Source organism: Paraburkholderia sp. BR10872, from assembly GCF_040965835.1.
GTDB lineage: Bacteria > Pseudomonadota > Gammaproteobacteria > Burkholderiales > Burkholderiaceae > Paraburkholderia > Paraburkholderia nodosa_A.
This window is the reverse complement of the sequence record NZ_JBFRCN010000001.1, coordinates 233,268-248,830: the sequence shown is the minus strand read 5'-3', so window position 1 is coordinate 248,830 and position 15,563 is coordinate 233,268. Positions and strand designations below refer to the sequence as shown.

The following is a 15,563-nucleotide window of genomic DNA, read 5'->3' as shown; positions in this document are numbered from 1 at the left end:
TTTGCTCGGTACAGCCGTTTAAGGGAATGTTGCTGGCTGTATGAAAAATTGAGCCAAAGCGTTCGTGATGAACTGCCGAGCCAGTGTGTTGACGCGGGTCTGGTAGTAGCTGACTTCGATGTCGAAACGCTTTTTCATCGCGATTACACCCAGTTCTGCCTGAGTGCGCTTTTCATCGCGGATGATCGGCGCGTTCATCAGGCCGATGATGTTGTCGTTGTTCGTGATGTACGTGAAAACGTAGTCCTGAAAATCCAGCGCCTGCTGGTTGTTCAGGCCGTATATCGTGATTCGAACCCTGTCTCGAGTGAGCTGGGTATGGGTCATGGCGCTGTCAAATGCTGGCGCAGCCCCAATGGCCTCCGTGTCGTCAGGTTCGATATGGACCGACGCATAGGGCGGGGCTATGTCAGACGGCAACGCAAAGGACGGATACATCGGCATGTATTTCGTCAGCGTCATCCAAACCGGCAGGCTATTTGAGACGATGACTTTCGTCGGATCGATGTTGGAGGCGCTATTGATCAGCTGCGACGCCATCGCAGGATAAACAGCGTCTCCGGTGTAGTGAAACAACCCGGCCTGCTGATAGAACGCGTCTCGGCGACTGAACGAGAACAGTTCGCCGTTGAAATTGCCGATGAAAATCGTCGTCGGAGAAACCTGATTGAACTCCTCAACCTGCTGCTCAGACGTGAACACTATCCGGTTGATTGAGATCGTCTCGTCTTCGTTCTGGCGCTCTTCGATTGACTGGTGGAGAGAGCCGGCCACCGAGATCTGCGCGCCAGTGTTGACCCAGAAGATGTAGCCATCCAGCGGAAGCACTAATTGCTGATATTGCACGAACTGGATGGTCTGGCCGGACGAGATCGTGTCAATACCCGCTGCCAGTCCTGCCGCAAGTTCGCTTGGCGCAGCGGAGGTTTCTGTGATGCTCGGCATCTTATTCCGTCCAAACCTTCATTGTTGACTCGTACTGACCCGTATCGATGAATGATGGGCGGCTGGCACCTTTACCTTTTTTCAGGCGATGATTCACGCCCTTCAGCGCAGCCTCAGTTGGCACGCCTGCTGCGCCAGTCTTGACGATTTCTTCCTTGTCCAGATAGGTGAACTTGAACAGGGTCTCGATCTCGCTGGCAGCCGCACCGAATGGATTGAACGAGGCCGGCGCGCCCATCATCAAGCTTTCCAGAGCCCCGGAAACCGACTTCTCGATCGCCTGATTGATGTCTTTTTGGTGCAGGTCGACGAAGCGCTCCATAACCTGATACTTGTTCTCAAGCCACGTCGCCACGTCGCCTGTCGTCTGCTCTGTGGGATTGACGACATGGACGGGCTTGTTGGCTTTTCCCTTCTTCGCCTGCGGGATCTTCTTTTGGCTCGGCGGGTTCTGATAGGGGATATCGATGACACCGAGCACGAGTTTCATGACAATCCCCAGAGAGTTCCGAATGCCTGCGCGAAGTAAAGATATTGCCGGCCGTATGGCGTCTTGAGGTTCTGCAAGTTCTGAAGCGTCAGGTTCTTCATCGCCTCCGGAACAACCATCGATTCCGAAGTCGTTGCGTCTGCGCTCGATCCGATTACACCAGCTTTGAACGAATTGATGCCGTAGCTCGCGCGCGCGTTCTGGAAAAATACCTGCCCGGGCTGATCGGCCGCGAAGTTGATCAGCATGTCGCCGCCCAGGTTATAGACGGCGAGCTCATAGATTCCTGGGCCCGTGTAGCCGAGATTCGATCCTCCAGGCAGGCTGATGTTCTGCAGCGCCGGGTTGACGATCTCTTGCGCGAGCGCCAGTGTCTGCAGGATGAATGGGGAATTCGTCGGCAATGCTGACGTAGGAATCCCCATCGTCTGCTGAATGAACGTCGTGTAGTCGGTGACGTTGACGGTCATCAGTTGCCCCTACGGCGTCCGCCACCGCGCTGACCGTGATCGTTTTTCACCGTGATCGTCTCGGCGAAATTCGCTTCCTTACCCGGTTGCGCGAGTTCCTTGATCTCGACGTCTACACTGCCCAACGCATTGCCGGCATCCTGCGCCACCTGGTTCAGCGAGTGACTGATGACCTGAGCGGCCTGCTTGCGGGCCTCCAGCGCGCGCTCCTCGAGCACCGTATCGTTGTTCTCGACCGTGTACATGATCTTGTTCACGTCGATCGGCTTGTCGAACTGGTAGCACATGCCGACGAAAAACTTCGAGCGGTCGATATCGGCCACCGAGATCAAACCGTAATGCTGATGCTGCTCAACGATGAGACCAAGATCTTCCTTCGCCGCATCCTTCCACACCATGATCTGCTGGCCGATTTCGATTACCTGAACTACCGGATTCTTCTGCTCCGGCGCACGGTACATGAATTCGTGGCGTTGGCGGGTGCAATTTGCGACGTAGAGTTTGGACATTCTGGTTTCCCTGTAAAAAGAAAGGGCCTCGCGTGGAGGCCCTTATTTCCCTGTTTAAAGGCTGCGGCAACTCGCACAGGGGACGAGCTTTCGGTTCCGGCACCTAGCCGCAGCACAGACGTAAAAAAAGCGCCATCGGCGCCCTTTATTCGCTCACTACAGTCCGACTCAATAGCCGGCCGAGATGATGGTCAAAGCCTCCGGACGCACCGCCCAACCCGACGTCGCACGCAGTTCCGACGTGATGTCGATTGCGCCACCCGGCAGCGGGCACGGCAGTTCGCGAGGCGCCGCCATGTCCATGTACTGCAGGTTGCACGCAGCGAGGCCCGGCGTGATTTTCGCAAACTCGTTCGTGTTGAGCTTATGCGCGATCGGCTTTTTCACTTCCGGAATCGTGATCATGATCACGTCCGTGCCGCCCGCACCTTGACCGATGAGCGTGTCATCCGTCACCCACACGATCTCGTCACCATTCCAGCCGGCAGCAGTATCGACCACCACACCCGGCGAACCCGAACCCGCGCCCGGGCGCTGGAACTGCACCAACTGAACGATCTGGTAAGCAAGCTGCGTCATGATGCGCTGCGTGGTCAGCACGGTCACGCGCAGCGGAATGCCGACCTGCATCGTGCGCACCTTGGCCGCTGCGATCTGGTTCAGGATGAACTGAGCCAGCTGGCCGCTATCGTAGGTGCTGATCGTGGTATTGCCGTTCGAATCGGCCGGCAGATTCAGCGTCGTCGCGCCCTGCGTGTTGAGCAGGCCTTCGCCGTTGGCCGGCGTGAAGCCCTGCAGCAGGCCGCCGCGGAGCTGCTGGAAGATGCCTTGGCGCATACCGAGACGTTGCGCCTCGACGATCGAGATGCCCCAGCGACCCATTGCTGCCGTGTCGTGATGATCGTACTCGGCGCGCACACGCAGAAGATACGTCGGCGTCGAGATCATGTCGTTCGTCACCGAGACGCCCGGCAGGAGGTTGCCAGCCGACTGACCGGCACCAACCTTCGTGCGAATGTCGAGGTGCTTGATGTAGACCTGGAGGTCGCCATCGCTCAGGCGAACCATCGGATCGCCACCCGCCAGAACTTCGAACGCGCCGGAAGCCTGCTGGTATTGCGTCAGGATTTCGGGGACGATGTACGACGGGTTCTGGATGACGTAACTGGATGCAACGTTAGCCATTTCTGCCCCTTAAATTTGGATGAGGGCAGTCGTGCCCGTGTTAAGCCAGTTGGCCGTCAGCAGGTTCGCGTTCCACAGAACGGTCTTGCTGTTGCCCTTGTTGATTTCCAGCACCTTGACCGGAAGCGCGCCCGTGCCTTCGTTCAACACGATCGTGCCCGAGAGAGCGCCCGTCGCGATCGCACCGCTAGCCGCCGTGATCTGGAAGCTGAAATTCTGGTTGTTGGTGAACGACGTAACGACCTGGTTTCCGTTCACGAGCGCGGCACCCGTTCCCGTCACACCACTCAGGTTGATGTAGTCGCCCACAGCGCCGACGTTCGATGCGGCAGCAGCCACCACGACGAACGTGTAGACGCCATTCGAAAACGACGACGTCACCGACGTCACCGAGACCGTAGCCGTGCTAGCGTCGTACGGCTGGAGGACGTTGTTGTTGAAGTCCCACGACACTTGCTGGCTGGTCGCGCCACCTTGCAGCGACACAAGCGACGGATCGCAAGCAACCGGAATGCGCGCGTTCGAACCAAGGCGGAAGAACGGAACCGTGCCACCTTGACCGACGATGGGCACCTTGTTCTGCGGCCAGTTCACCATCGCATGGCCTTGGTTGAACACCGAGAAGCCCTGGATGGTAGCGATCGACGTCGAGCGGCCAACGGACGGACCCGTGATGTTGCCGAATCCCGGATTCGGGATGTTCTCGAAAATCGGCACGCCGCCCCACATCGGGAGCGATTCGGTTTGCGCCAGCACGCCGTTCATCAACTGATAACGGATCGCCGGATCGTCAAGGGCATTACCCTGGACGTAACCTTCCGACTGAACGGAGAACGAACCGGCAGCGTTCGTCGTCAGCATCGGATTAAACGAGACGAAGTTGCTCATGCTCAGTTCCCTTTGTTAATACCGACTTGCTTCATCGGAATGGTCTTGAAGTCGCCCATCCAGGCGTTCGGATCGCCCACAAACGTGCGGATGAGTTGGCCGTTGCTGTCCTTCTTCTCGATCGCGCGCAGCGAACCAGCAGGGAGGTCGACCGGATGCGAGGCAGCAGCGACGGCGTCGGCGTAGATCTGCTTTTCGGCGATCTCGACTGCGGTATCGGGCAGGCCGTTGATGTCAACGCCCTTCCAGTTCTCGCTATGCTTCTTCAGGCTACCCATCAGGCGCTTGCGGTAGCCGAGCAGGTTCTCGCCACGCAGGGGGCGCGGAGCCGCATCACCGAATGCCGAATACACGCTGTCGGCTTTTGCCTGGGCATCGGCCATTTCGGCGTAGTCTGCGTCGGACATTTCCTTAGGCATGCGCGACTCGAGGTCGGCGATGCGCTTGCGCGTTTCTTCAGCGTCGGCCTTGGCCTTCGCCTCTTCTTCCTTGCGCTTTTCTTCTTCCTCAGCGTCGGCCTTGGCCTTGGCTTCGGCTTCTTCCTTCTCTTTGGCTTCAGCATCGGCCTTGGCCTTGTCGGCAGCGGTCTGGACCGGCTCCGTGCCGTCGGCCTTCTTGAAGCGCTCTTCGAAGGAGTCCATGCGCTTCATGATGCTGTCGCACATGTTCATGACCTTGCCCATCACTTCGGCATCAGCTTTCGCCTTTGCCTCACTGTCAGCCTTGGCTTTCGCTTCGGCCTCTTTCGCCTCGGCGTCCGCCTTGGCCTTCAGTTCATCTTCAGTCATTTGAGGTTCCTGAACGTTGGTGGAGGAAACGCCTGACGGCGGACCGCCCTTATCCCACACGCCTTGTATGCAGATCGCTACATGGTCGAGCAGGCTTGGTTTTCCCTCTATAAGGAGGGTCGCGCCATCCTCAAGCTTGATGGTGCTATTTACTGCGGGTTCACGAAAAACCACGGTCGGCGAGGTTGAGAGCTGATGCTTCTCCATGATCTCGGCCGCGGTGGCGTCGTAGACTTTTGCGATTGCCCACACCTCTTTTTCTTCTGGCTTGAGGTAGGGCAGAAAGACCGACCCAATGGACCGGTCGGCGAACTCTTCGGAGTTGAGGGTCGATTTCTCGGGGTGCTCGCAGACGACCTGCAGGCCGTTGCAGCGCGCGAGGAAGTCGTCGTTGAGGTAGAGGTTCGGATTCCGGAAGACGAACTCTTTATGCGCCGACCGGTACGCGACGCCGGTTCCCGTAATCCGGATGTTGAACAGCCAGACGTTCTCGTACTTCTGCGGCGAGGGCAGTTCGCCGGCCGCCATCGCGCGCGCGAGGTCCAGCTCGTTCATCTTGCGCGGATCGATCGCATCCAGCGCGCCCGACTCAAGCAGCATGACGCAGCCAGGATGCATCGGCTCAGGGGGTTTCGCGGGGTCCGCCCAAACCCAATCCGTGCTTTCGTCGGAAAGCGTCGGTTCGAACTCCGCAGCGGCTTTCCCGAAGGTCGTGAACGCTACCTTTCCGTCATCGGTGAATGACAACTGGCGAAGGGCGCCGGCAGGTAGATAGCCCGTCTCTTCGACGCATTCTCGGACGGCGGCTTGTTCGGCCGTTTCGCCGGGCTCAATGTGGCCGCCCGGGAATGCCCAGTGACCGGGAAAATCGCCACCATCGCCGCGCTTGAGTAGCAGAGTCTTGCCGTTGGCGATGAAGGCGATGCCCGCGGCGGAAATGAGATCGGCATCACTGCGGCTCTTGCCGGCCTCTTTCATGGCGATCGCGACGCTCTGATCCTCTGGGTGGCCAGCATGGCGCAGTTCGGATATGTTGCGCCCGATCGCTTCATTGCCTGAGCCTTTCTCTAATGGCATAAAATCGCCGCCAACAGAATTATCAAAAAGGGAGTGGCCAAAACGAGCCCGAATATCTCGGCGTCACGCTCTCTTGACTCCCGAATACGGGATGCCCACTCTTCGTTTTCGAGCAGGGCCTTTTGTGCATCTTCGGCTATCTGCCTTTGCATTTCCTGCCAGTCAATCTGAACATAGCCCGCGACCATTGCTTCATTCATTTCATCTCCTCATCGCAGCGATCTTTCGCGGGTTTGTCAGGTTTGCGCAGAAGTGAGCGCCTTGCGGCCTTTATCGGTCAGAAGTTCGTCTGGGAGATCGCGAAGGTTGTAGATGTATCGATATTGGCATTGGCAGAACGGGCGCTCCGCGGGGCGGACGCGCTCATCCGTATAGCCCGCACCCTTGTTCATCAGCCCCTTCTCAATAGCCCAATTGCCGCGAATGACGAAGATTTCGCCATCCAGCGCCTTGTGGTCGGGATCGTAGTGATAGCCGGGACGACGCCAATGACTCTTCCATTCGGCGGCAATAGCCCCGCCATCGACGGCGATGATATTGTTCAGTTCCGACGACAGCTTGTGGCCTTGGTCAATCAGAACGCGCCGCGTCTCGAATGACAGCGCCGAGAACGACTTCTTCAGATTCGCTGCCACCTCACGCTTGTCGACGGCCCGGCTTCCGCCACTCGGTATGGATGTCGACCAGCCGGCGAAGCGCTGCCGGGTCTGCTCAAGCATCTGCTGACGATTGAGCTTGATCAGGTTCGCGCTCGCCATCAGTCGGCGATCGAGCTCGGCACGAAGCTTCGGCTTCAGCCGCTCGATCGTGTAGCGCGAAATGCCCTTGTGCAGTTGCGTGTAGCCGCCACCGTCGACCATCCTGCTATAGATGCCATGCATTGCGCGTGACATCGTTTCCTGAATCAGGTGATCGGGCATCGTCGAATCTTTCGCGGCCTGCTCAATCTCCGTGATCCACCTGTCAATGCGCGCCTGGGTATCGAAGCCGTGCGCCGTGATGTCGGCTATGGCGGCCTCGATAGTGCGGTAGAAGTTGCTCACGATTCTTCGCTAAACGGTCGCGGCTCGGCGGGCTCGGCTTCAGGAGTAGGCGGCGTATATTCCATCAGCGCCTGGATGTCCAGAAGCAACGGATGCTGGATGAGCGTCTTGCACTCATTGAAGTTCATTGCCGCCCAGTCGATCAGGATGGCCTTGTTCGCCGGGTCAAGATCGGGCTTCAGCACTTCGACCATTGCGATGATGGCCTTGAGCTTGACGTCCTCGGTCTTTGCCTTTTCCGATTCCGGCTCTTCTAGCAGGTTCGGCCATTCGGCGTGAAACGCGTTCTTCCAGTCATACAATGCCCGGGTGTACGGAATCTTCCTGTACTCCGGGAACTGGTTCTGCACCGTCTTGTAGAACTCGGGATTCCACGCCCGATTCATGACGATCGGGTCAATGAAGTCGTACAGCGGCTGCATGTCCTTGCGGACGCCATTGATGTACCGCGCAATGTCCTTCGCGTCTTCCGAGCCTTCGCCGAATCCTTCTGCGTATGACTCCGAGAGCAGCAGCTTCGCCGGCATCTTGGCCGCCGATGCAGTGTTCTCGATGATGTTCTTACGCGCCGTCGTCATTGCGACGTCGGTGTTCTGCATGTTCAGCGTCTCGATGGCTTCCGAGATATCGATATTCAGAACATTACCGCTCTGAGCCTCCTGAAGCAGTTGGCGCTTGTACCCAGCCAGCGAGGACATCAGGTTGTCTACGATACTGCCCGCGCCCTTCATCTTGGCGATCAGCAGCCCCGCCTTGAGCGTCACCAGATCGTCGGTGATCATCGACTGAATGAACGACTTCAGCGGGAAGAGTGCACGCTGATAGACCGATCGTCCAACGTAGCCAAACGCCGAATTGGTATACCCGAGATAGACCGGGTTTTCATTCATCACCACGACGGCGCGCGAGCGGTGATACGGTTTTCCCGATACCGCGATGGCTGCGTGCTTCAGAAAGTCCGGAGCGTTCGGATCCTGGTTCAGAACGAGCGAACCCGCCGTGTTCAGCGGATCGAGCGTGTTGAAGTAGATCGCGAGATCGGCCAGGTCCTTCGGATCGATCGGGCGGTCAGTAGGGACGCCCTCGGCGCCGTACGCAAGCGACGCAACGCCATAGACGCGCGACAACACCTTCGTCTGGAAGATTAGGCCGTTTGCGTTCATGGATGCCCATTCGCGCTCGAATGCCTCCTTAACCATCGATTCCGGCGAGCCAGGGATCGTGATAATCCGGGGCTGGCTCATCGCCATTTCAACCGGCAACTCGGCCATTTTTGCGCCGAGGGGGTGCCACAGGTAAATCGTCTTTGCTAATTGGTAGCTGACATCTGAACCCGGCTCCAAGTCGTCCGCCATCAGCAGATCGGTCAACTGTGTGCCCAGTGACGAGCCCGGGAGTACGATGGTGCTGTTTTCAGCCATTTTCCGCTTCAGGTTATGCCGCCTGAAGCGGCTTGTTTATACCCCGTCGCTATCTCCGAGGCCGATTGAAATCCCGTACACGCCGGTGTCATACAGGTCATCCGCCTGATTGGGGATGCCCAGCCGATACCCGAAGAACTGCGTCAGGAAGTGGTTTTGCGTGCGCTCTTTATAGTCGACGGTCTTGTTGTAGGCGTGCTCGCAAATCTTGACCTTACCGTGATGGATGAAATCCGACACGCCAGTTCCTCGAGCGTCCTTGCTCATTGATGTCAACTTGCTGTCGATCGGATGGGCGGGCCATCCATTGCGCCGCGAACGCTGAAGCAGCGTGATGCCGCTTCCCTTGTCCTCAACGAAGGTGCCGATCACACCCATACGCGCGCCAGCCAGTTTCCCGAGTTCAACCAGGCGAGCCATGACGGTCGGGAACCATTCGGCGATCATGTCGGATTCGATCTGCGTGATGTCCCAATCCAAAATGACCAGAGGATGCCCAAAGAACTTGTTGCGTGCGAAATAGGTAACCGCAGTGCCGTCGTTCTTATCACCTGCCTTTAGGGCGCTGTCGACCACCGCAAAGACCGCATCGCAGCCATTTGGCATCGGGACCGGCTTACCATCCACCAGCATGTTCGCCAGTTGGAATAGCGTGCCTTCGGCAGGCCGTGGTAACTGCTGATAGAGCGACGTCCATGTGCGGACATTCGCCTGAAACTGCGACCAGTGCTTTTCCGTGAACCATTGCGGCCACAGATATTCGCCAATCTTCCGGCCTAGCGGGTCGTTCTGGACTTCGCAGCGCGCCTGCAGACAGACGACTTCCCAGACGTTGCCATCGCGACACAGGATCGGGCCGCTTTCGCCCTTCCAGTCTTCAGGAAGGATGCGGCCGGCGAGATCGTCTTCGTGCCAGCGCGTCTGGATGATGACGACCCACCCGCCAGGAATCAGACGGGTCTTCAGGTCGTCGTTATACGCATCCCACGTCTTGTCGCGGATCGTCGGCGAATCAGCCTGCTCACGGCCCTTCACCGGGTCATCAATGATGATGCCGTTGGCCCGGTTGCCGGTGACGCCGCCGAGAATACCGGTCGCGATGTATTCGCTACCGTTTGTCAGCGAGAACTCTTGTGCGGCGGACGATTCAGTCGTCAACTCACAGCCGAATATCCCCTTGAACCGCTTCTGCTTGATGATCGAGCGCGTACGGCGCCCCATCTTGCGAGCGAGGTCATCGCCGTAGCTGGCCAGAATGACCTTGCGATTCTTCTCCGCGCCGAGATAGCGAGACGGGAAAACAACTGATGCGTACGTCGACTTCGCAGAACCGGGTGGCATGAAGAACATCGCCCGACCGTGCGGAGTCTTGCTGACCCGCTCAATCGTCTCGAGAATGAGGCGGTGGTGCTGCGCCATCGTCGTTTCGATGGGCTCGAAGAACTCGGTATCGGGATCCTCTCCGGCAGGCTTGCCGGGAATCTCTATCGCTTGAGCGTACGAGAGTACGTCTTCTCTAGCCCTGCGGCGGATCCACAGCTCTTGCGCCGCTTGCTCCAATGTAGGCGGCGAGTTCGTCATCCGTCATGTCCTGCGCGCTCTTGGCGGGAATCAGTGGTGCGCCGTCCTTGCCAGTCATTTCCCGGCGATTGGTGAATGCGCCCCCCGATTCCTTCGCGGCTTGCTCGATCAGTTGGGCGGCCAGCGCCATGTTTCCCTGACCCTGCACACGGTCGTACATGCGATTTAACGCGCGGAGCCGGAATGCCTGGTTAGCAATGGGAATGGTTGAAACGTCATCGAGAAACTTCTTACGCGTCTCGTCGAAAATCGTCCGCCACTTCTCGCTAAGATCCTTTGCGACGCGACGCTCGGGATGATACGCGGATACCTGTTGCTTGGTGACTTCGAGGCCAAATTCCTCTTTCACCTGACGGCACACATCGGTCGGAGAATCAAAGCAGGCAAGGGCGCGCACGATGAACGCCTTAACGTCATCTTTCAGCGCTGCCATAATGTGAAATTCAGTAAAAGAAGGGTAAAAGCTATGCCGCCCTTAATAGGCACGTCCCGCAAGCCTGCGCGATGTTGAATGAGCCGATCTCTGGTGCCTTCTGTGCGGCGGCAACCAGTTTGGCCGTGTCGCCCGCGCCGATACCGTATCGACGGACAATGCCGACGAACTCTTCGACGTCGTGACCGCGAATGCCAAGCTTCGGTAGGCCGTCCTTGGCGAATGCTGGCGCGCCGAACTCATCGGCCTTCTGGGCGATGTGATAAAGCTCATGCTCTATCAGCGCGCACCACTCGACATCTGAGCACTCGTTCGCATAGATGGCGTCAAGCGTGATCAGGTAGGCAGGAACACGCCCGAACCATTCGTGCATCTGCTGCTCTTGCCGGCCTTTCTGCCAGGCACCAGCGCGGAATGTCACTTCCTCGCACTGGCCGACGACGCGGCGCATCTGCTTCGTGTTCTCTTGTGCCGCCCACAGGAACTCGACGTCTGCATCCTTCAGGTGGAAGTGGTCGGCGTTGTAGAGCGGCGAATGCTCACTCAGCAGCGTCTGGTGCACCCAGTCGGCAACGCCATCAGCGGGCGTGAACCGCCTGAACCAGTTTCCTGCGTCGAACAGTGAGTTCGGTGGCCGAGGGCGTTGCGCGAAAGGTTCTAACTCAGGATTGGGCTTTTTGCTTCGCATTTCTCGCTTTCAGACCCGCGAGGCCTTGGAGGAATTTACTCTCTACCCTAGGTATTCCAAGCGAATCCTCATCGCGTACTGCGGCGAGCCTGTCGCACCCGCTAGAGTCGTCGAATAATTGATGCTCTGGTTCGCCGCGCTGTAGAGCGTGAATGTCGCCGAGAGCTCACCTGTCGCTGAAAGCGAGAGCGCGCCGGTCGTTTGGCTGGGCGACATCGTGCCGTTGTTGCTGGTGATCGTCGCCGTCACCGTGCCAGCCGTTCCAACTGCCGTCGTGATCAGGTCTACCGTTGCGCGATAGACGCCTGCGGCAGCGCCCGTCAGTAGGCTTGTGCTCGAGATCGACGCCGTTTTCCCGGTGAGATTGACAGAGGCGCTGGCCGTGTTATTGGAAGCGGCACGCAAACTCATGAGCCGACCCCCACCGATGCAACCAGCGTGGATCCAGTGGCCGCGCCAATCACGCTGATCTGCGTCACCCCAGCCGGAAACCCGAACGACTCGACCGTGTTGGCCAGCATCAGGACACCGTTTGTCATCGACAGGTTCGCATTGACGCCGTAGCACCAGGCGATATTCTGTGCGCCATTGTTGACCAAGCGCATCGTACCGTTCTGCACGAGAGAGGCCGGCAACGTCAGTTGCTGAACCGCAGTCGTGACGGCAATCTGCGTGCTGCAGGTCGGCGTAGCGTTAAACGAGCCGTCCGGCTGGAAGTCGAAAGTCGGAATCATGCTCAGATCTCGGTAATAAGAAACACCCCTACGGGCAAATTGACATCTCTTCCGCCTTAAGTGGCGGGAGCTCCTACTGCTAGCGCTTGATGTCCCAAGCGGAGAATGTTTCGTGCTGCATTGACATCGCGGTCGTGAACCGCTCCACAATCGCTGCACGCCCACTCTCTTATTCCAAGTCCTGCGATACCTCTCGGCCGCGAGTCGGGGATTGATCCACAACTCGAACAGGTTTGGGTTGAAAACGCTTCGTTGACTTCCTCGAACACCACGCAATGCCTGATGGCCTTGTACTTGAGTTGTGTTCGGAACATCGTCCAGGCGACGTCATGCACGGACTTTGCCATCCATGTTTTCGCCAGCCCGGACGCGTTCGCGTTGCCTACGAAGATTGCTGCATGCTTCCGTACCAGCGCCGCTGCTTCCTTGTGGATGGCGTCTTTGCGCTGATTCGCGATCTTGGCGTGTATAGCCTTCACGCGTCGTTTCTTCCGAGCTCGTTGCGCAATGCCAAGCGCTTGCTCGGACAATCTGTAATAGCGCGGCATTTCAAACTTACCGCCATCGCTATAAGTTGCCATCGTCTTGAGGCCAAGGTCGATACCGATCGACGTTGCACCATCCGGCAACCTTTTTTCCTCTACCTTCACGCGCACTGCGATATTGACGTACCACCGGCCGCGCGAGTCCTCATTGAAGCTGCCGCCGCGAAGTTCATATTTCGACAGGCCGTATGAGTCCCACACGCCAATTTTGAGTCCGCTAAGATGCAGTTGGCCGTTCTTGTATTTTATCTGCTCTCCCTTGAACGGCACCCATCCAAGAGAATATCTCGAGGACCGATGGTCACTCACACGCCAACGGAGTTTCTGGCGTCTAAACTGCTTCAAGCGCGCCGCGAATTCCTCGCAGGCCAGTTGAATTGTGGCGGAACCTATAGTGACGCCATCGCACTTGGTGAAGCCGGCCGTCAACTTCTGAAGGTCATACCCACTCAACCAAACTTTCGGGCGATTGCAGTATCGCTTGAGACTTCGATACTGCGTTTCGTTGCAGAAGTTCCAGACCGTATTGACATCGCACGCCATCGCGAGCAGGACTTTGGCGTGCTTGTCTTTGATGCGAAACTTCAGTGTCTTTACGGTTTCCATCTAGTTATTGTGATTCAAAAACTAGCATGGAGCAAGAGATTTTGTGATTCTTTTTCTCGTGTAGAATCCCGGTCATGGAATCGAAACCTAAACACCCCGGTGGGCGCCCGAAGTTGCCCGATGACCAAAAGCTTGTTCAACGCTCGATACGGCTCTCGCCAGATCAGTGGGGCAAAATCGATCTATACGGCATGGAATGGCTACGGAAATTAATCCAGCGTGCCAAGCCGCCTCGCAAGGTCGACTGAAGGAGTGGCGAAGGCGCGACGCTCGGCCCGGCTAACCCGTGGGGTGCGATCGCACTGCGCGGCCGTTGTGTTGCCTTCGCAACTGACGCCTTACCCGGCCAGGTCTGTTTACCGCCGTCGATCGACAACGGAAAGCGTCATGTGCGAAGGCCCCGCAGGCAAACGCGCCGGTCACCGACCAATTCGCGCCGCCATCGGGGTTGGTAATCTATGCTTTCGGGAGTTTGTCGGCGCGAGGGCGAATGTCATCCCGCAGCCGGTCAATGGCTTTGAAATGATCACGCATCGCGCGGCTCCTTGTCTTCCGGCCATTCTTCGATGGCGAGGGTCTTGCCCTGCCATACGGAGAACGTCGCCTTCTCATTGCGTCGCACCCAGTGCGGAGTATCGGAATGCGGATAGGGCCAGCACTCGCGCACAAGCACTTTTACCGGTTGATCCGGGCATTCGACGGTTACGATTACGGTCATTTGATGTCCCTGTGTATTGGCCGGTGTTGTTTATGCGCCCGTTATCGGTGCTTGGCAGAATCCGGCAACTGCGCATTCCATCTCACACCCTCCAGCACGCCCGCGCCATCTGATCGTAATACTGCGTCCAGAAGTGGTTATAGCGCGCTAGGGCGTTCCAGAAGTGGCCGTAGGCAACATGCAAGTTCATTTGCGCACCTTTCTGCACATTTGGCGTTGGGAATGCGATGGTTGCGCGTGATCGTGCGCATCCTGGCCGTGTTATTTCACTTGGCCGTGTTTCCCCGCTTTAGGGACTACTATCCCCATCGCGAGGATCGAGTCAGGTGCGCGTGTAGTGGTCGCGCCCAGCGTAGGCCAAGCTGAATTCATGCATCAGCACGTTCGACACGATCCGGAAAGTCTCGGCCTCGGTCAGATTCCTGTCGCGAATCCGCTTGAAATATTCGCTGTTTGACGACGAATCAGTCAGGACCATGAGCAACTCAAACCATGACAGGCCGCCGCGCTCGGCGAGACGTTCCACCGTTTGCGAATGATTCGCCATTGCTTGCTTCTCGTGGCGCTTAACCAGGTCGAACGAGACGACCAACGGCGTCGAGAAGTGCTGTTCGTGGCAGCGACGCACGCAGGAATTGAGAATCGGGAAGGTTTTCACGCTGCTTCCTCGAACATCTCTGGCACGACGGTATTGCGCGCCACGAATTCCCATGTATAGCCATAGACGCGCTTAAGCACACCCCTGCAACAACGCGAGATAGAACCGTTGTCGGCCTTGGGATGCCCGTTTTCGTGCAGCCAGCGCTTTGCTGCATGGACGGACTCAAACTCTGCGCCAGATTCAACGCAGCGTACGCGGCGCGAGCGTTTGGCGGTCTCGGCGGCTAATGCTGCCCGCTGAGTATCATTAATGGTCTTGCCAAGTTGCCACACGCGGCATGCTTCTCGCTGCTCTGGGGTGAATTTTTTCCCGCGCCTCGCCTCAGCCATTTTAGCCCTCACCTCGGCGCTGCGAGGAGCGTGCTTCATGCCTTTGTGGGCGGCGGAAATCGCGGCCCTATGCTCTGCAGAGAACGGCGCTCGCTTCATACCGAGCACGCTACCGGCTCTCGGCGCGACGTTGTATTCCGGAGAGAGGGCATCAATAAATCGTTGCTCGATGGCGATAAGGTCGGTTACAGGACACAGCGCCACCTTATCGAATCTCATCCCACTCTCGCCATACTTATTGAAGGCGTTCTGCAACGGTTTGCTGTGGTGCGTCCCGCGCCTCAAATGCAAGAGGTGAATTCGCCAGCGTTTCTTGAAAGAAACCGCCGAGCCGATGTACTGCTTCCCGCTAGGGCTGGTAATGGAATAAATGCCCGTATCGTTGTTCATTGCGCCAAGCCAAATAAAAAGGCGGCCCGGAATTAACCGAAGCCGCCTGCTTGCATGACTCT

The 15,563-nt window shown here is 57.8% G+C and carries 19 protein-coding genes; all 19 read right to left on the bottom strand.

All coding sequences use genetic code 11. The features are described from left to right. Positions 1–18 precede the first annotated feature (18 nt). Complete coding sequence (locus tag AB4Y43_RS01380) at positions 19–945, bottom strand: hypothetical protein (RefSeq protein ID WP_368726830.1); 927 nt, start codon at positions 943–945, stop codon at positions 19–21. A 1-nt stretch (position 946) separates the two neighbouring features. After that, positions 947–1,435 carry a hypothetical protein gene (locus AB4Y43_RS01375; protein ID WP_368726829.1) on the bottom strand — a complete coding sequence of 163 codons (489 nt, stop codon included), beginning with the start codon at positions 1,433–1,435 and terminating at the stop codon, positions 947–949. After that, a complete protein-coding gene (locus AB4Y43_RS01370; protein ID WP_368726828.1) occupies positions 1,432–1,905 on the bottom strand; it encodes a hypothetical protein in 474 nt (157 codons plus the stop codon). The genes AB4Y43_RS01375 and AB4Y43_RS01370 overlap by 4 nt, the downstream gene beginning before the upstream one ends. Next, entirely contained in the window at positions 1,905–2,414 is a 510-nt protein-coding gene (locus AB4Y43_RS01365) for a hypothetical protein (protein WP_368726827.1), read from the bottom strand. Before AB4Y43_RS01365 ends, AB4Y43_RS01370 begins: the two co-directional genes overlap by 1 nt. A gap of 168 nt (positions 2,415–2,582) precedes the next feature. Further along, a complete protein-coding gene (locus tag AB4Y43_RS01360) occupies positions 2,583–3,599 on the bottom strand; it encodes a major capsid family protein (protein WP_368726826.1) in 1,017 nt (338 codons plus the stop codon). 9 nt (positions 3,600–3,608) lie between these two features. Next, the gene (locus AB4Y43_RS01355; RefSeq protein WP_368726825.1) at positions 3,609–4,487 is read right to left on the bottom strand and encodes a hypothetical protein; all 879 of its coding nucleotides are present in this window, start codon (positions 4,485–4,487) and stop codon (positions 3,609–3,611) included. Between the two features lie 2 nt (positions 4,488–4,489). After that, positions 4,490–6,352, bottom strand: coding sequence for an NUDIX hydrolase (locus tag AB4Y43_RS01350; protein WP_368726824.1), 1,863 nt, complete (start codon positions 6,350–6,352; stop codon positions 4,490–4,492). Beyond that, positions 6,343–6,552, bottom strand: coding sequence for a hypothetical protein (locus AB4Y43_RS01345; protein ID WP_368726823.1), 210 nt, complete (start codon positions 6,550–6,552; stop codon positions 6,343–6,345). Before AB4Y43_RS01345 ends, AB4Y43_RS01350 begins: the two co-directional genes overlap by 10 nt. Before the next feature lie 36 nt (positions 6,553–6,588). Next, on the bottom strand, positions 6,589–7,395 hold the full coding sequence (locus AB4Y43_RS01340) for a hypothetical protein (protein ID WP_368726822.1): 807 nt from the start codon (positions 7,393–7,395) through the stop codon (positions 6,589–6,591). Further along, complete coding sequence (locus tag AB4Y43_RS01335; RefSeq protein WP_368726821.1) at positions 7,392–8,816, bottom strand: phage portal protein; 1,425 nt, start codon at positions 8,814–8,816, stop codon at positions 7,392–7,394. Before AB4Y43_RS01335 ends, AB4Y43_RS01340 begins: the two co-directional genes overlap by 4 nt. Before the next feature lie 36 nt (positions 8,817–8,852). After that, entirely contained in the window at positions 8,853–10,397 is a 1,545-nt protein-coding gene (locus tag AB4Y43_RS01330; protein ID WP_368726820.1) for a terminase family protein, read from the bottom strand. Next, positions 10,333–10,830, bottom strand: coding sequence for a DUF2280 domain-containing protein (locus AB4Y43_RS01325; RefSeq protein WP_368726819.1), 498 nt, complete (start codon positions 10,828–10,830; stop codon positions 10,333–10,335). Before AB4Y43_RS01325 ends, AB4Y43_RS01330 begins: the two co-directional genes overlap by 65 nt. 31 nt (positions 10,831–10,861) lie before the next feature. Next, entirely contained in the window at positions 10,862–11,518 is a 657-nt protein-coding gene (locus AB4Y43_RS01320; protein ID WP_368726818.1) for a putative metallopeptidase, read from the bottom strand. A gap of 42 nt (positions 11,519–11,560) precedes the next feature. After that, a complete protein-coding gene (locus AB4Y43_RS01315) occupies positions 11,561–11,929 on the bottom strand; it encodes a hypothetical protein (protein ID WP_368726817.1) in 369 nt (122 codons plus the stop codon). Continuing rightward, positions 11,926–12,252, bottom strand: a complete 327-nt coding sequence (locus AB4Y43_RS01310) for a hypothetical protein (RefSeq protein WP_368726816.1) — start codon at positions 12,250–12,252, stop codon at positions 11,926–11,928. Before AB4Y43_RS01310 ends, AB4Y43_RS01315 begins: the two co-directional genes overlap by 4 nt. A 56-nt stretch (positions 12,253–12,308) precedes the next feature. Then, a complete protein-coding gene (locus AB4Y43_RS01305; protein WP_368726815.1) occupies positions 12,309–13,403 on the bottom strand; it encodes an RNA-guided endonuclease InsQ/TnpB family protein in 1,095 nt (364 codons plus the stop codon). Between the two features lie 526 nt (positions 13,404–13,929). Then, positions 13,930–14,121 carry a hypothetical protein gene (locus AB4Y43_RS01300; RefSeq protein ID WP_368726814.1) on the bottom strand — a complete coding sequence of 64 codons (192 nt, stop codon included), beginning with the start codon at positions 14,119–14,121 and terminating at the stop codon, positions 13,930–13,932. A gap of 322 nt (positions 14,122–14,443) precedes the next feature. Continuing rightward, a complete protein-coding gene (locus AB4Y43_RS01295; RefSeq protein WP_368726813.1) occupies positions 14,444–14,779 on the bottom strand; it encodes a hypothetical protein in 336 nt (111 codons plus the stop codon). Continuing rightward, positions 14,776–15,501 carry a GIY-YIG nuclease family protein gene (locus AB4Y43_RS01290; protein WP_368726812.1) on the bottom strand — a complete coding sequence of 242 codons (726 nt, stop codon included), beginning with the start codon at positions 15,499–15,501 and terminating at the stop codon, positions 14,776–14,778. Before AB4Y43_RS01290 ends, AB4Y43_RS01295 begins: the two co-directional genes overlap by 4 nt. Positions 15,502–15,563 lie beyond the last annotated feature (62 nt).

Coding starts and splice junctions, on each gene's coding strand:
- AB4Y43_RS01370 (WP_368726828.1), bottom strand. CDS start 1,905: ATGACCGTCAACGTCACCGACTACACGACGTTCATTCAGCAGACGATG.
- AB4Y43_RS01335 (WP_368726821.1), bottom strand. CDS start 8,816: ATGGCTGAAAACAGCACCATCGTACTCCCGGGCTCGTCACTGGGCACA.
- AB4Y43_RS01325 (WP_368726819.1), bottom strand. CDS start 10,830: ATGGCAGCGCTGAAAGATGACGTTAAGGCGTTCATCGTGCGCGCCCTT.
- AB4Y43_RS01320 (WP_368726818.1), bottom strand. CDS start 11,518: ATGCGAAGCAAAAAGCCCAATCCTGAGTTAGAACCTTTCGCGCAACGC.
- AB4Y43_RS01305 (WP_368726815.1), bottom strand. CDS start 13,403: ATGGAAACCGTAAAGACACTGAAGTTTCGCATCAAAGACAAGCACGCC.
- AB4Y43_RS01330 (WP_368726820.1), bottom strand. CDS start 10,397: ATGACGAACTCGCCGCCTACATTGGAGCAAGCGGCGCAAGAGCTGTGG.
- AB4Y43_RS01355 (WP_368726825.1), bottom strand. CDS start 4,487: ATGAGCAACTTCGTCTCGTTTAATCCGATGCTGACGACGAACGCTGCC.
- AB4Y43_RS01375 (WP_368726829.1), bottom strand. CDS start 1,435: ATGAAACTCGTGCTCGGTGTCATCGATATCCCCTATCAGAACCCGCCG.
- AB4Y43_RS01360 (WP_368726826.1), bottom strand. CDS start 3,599: ATGGCTAACGTTGCATCCAGTTACGTCATCCAGAACCCGTCGTACATC.
- AB4Y43_RS01345 (WP_368726823.1), bottom strand. CDS start 6,552: ATGAATGAAGCAATGGTCGCGGGCTATGTTCAGATTGACTGGCAGGAA.
- AB4Y43_RS01365 (WP_368726827.1), bottom strand. CDS start 2,414: ATGTCCAAACTCTACGTCGCAAATTGCACCCGCCAACGCCACGAATTC.
- AB4Y43_RS01300 (WP_368726814.1), bottom strand. CDS start 14,121: ATGACCGTAATCGTAACCGTCGAATGCCCGGATCAACCGGTAAAAGTG.
- AB4Y43_RS01290 (WP_368726812.1), bottom strand. CDS start 15,501: ATGAACAACGATACGGGCATTTATTCCATTACCAGCCCTAGCGGGAAG.
- AB4Y43_RS01350 (WP_368726824.1), bottom strand. CDS start 6,352: ATGCCATTAGAGAAAGGCTCAGGCAATGAAGCGATCGGGCGCAACATA.
- AB4Y43_RS01310 (WP_368726816.1), bottom strand. CDS start 12,252: ATGATTCCGACTTTCGACTTCCAGCCGGACGGCTCGTTTAACGCTACG.
- AB4Y43_RS01315 (WP_368726817.1), bottom strand. CDS start 11,929: ATGAGTTTGCGTGCCGCTTCCAATAACACGGCCAGCGCCTCTGTCAAT.
- AB4Y43_RS01380 (WP_368726830.1), bottom strand. CDS start 945: ATGCCGAGCATCACAGAAACCTCCGCTGCGCCAAGCGAACTTGCGGCA.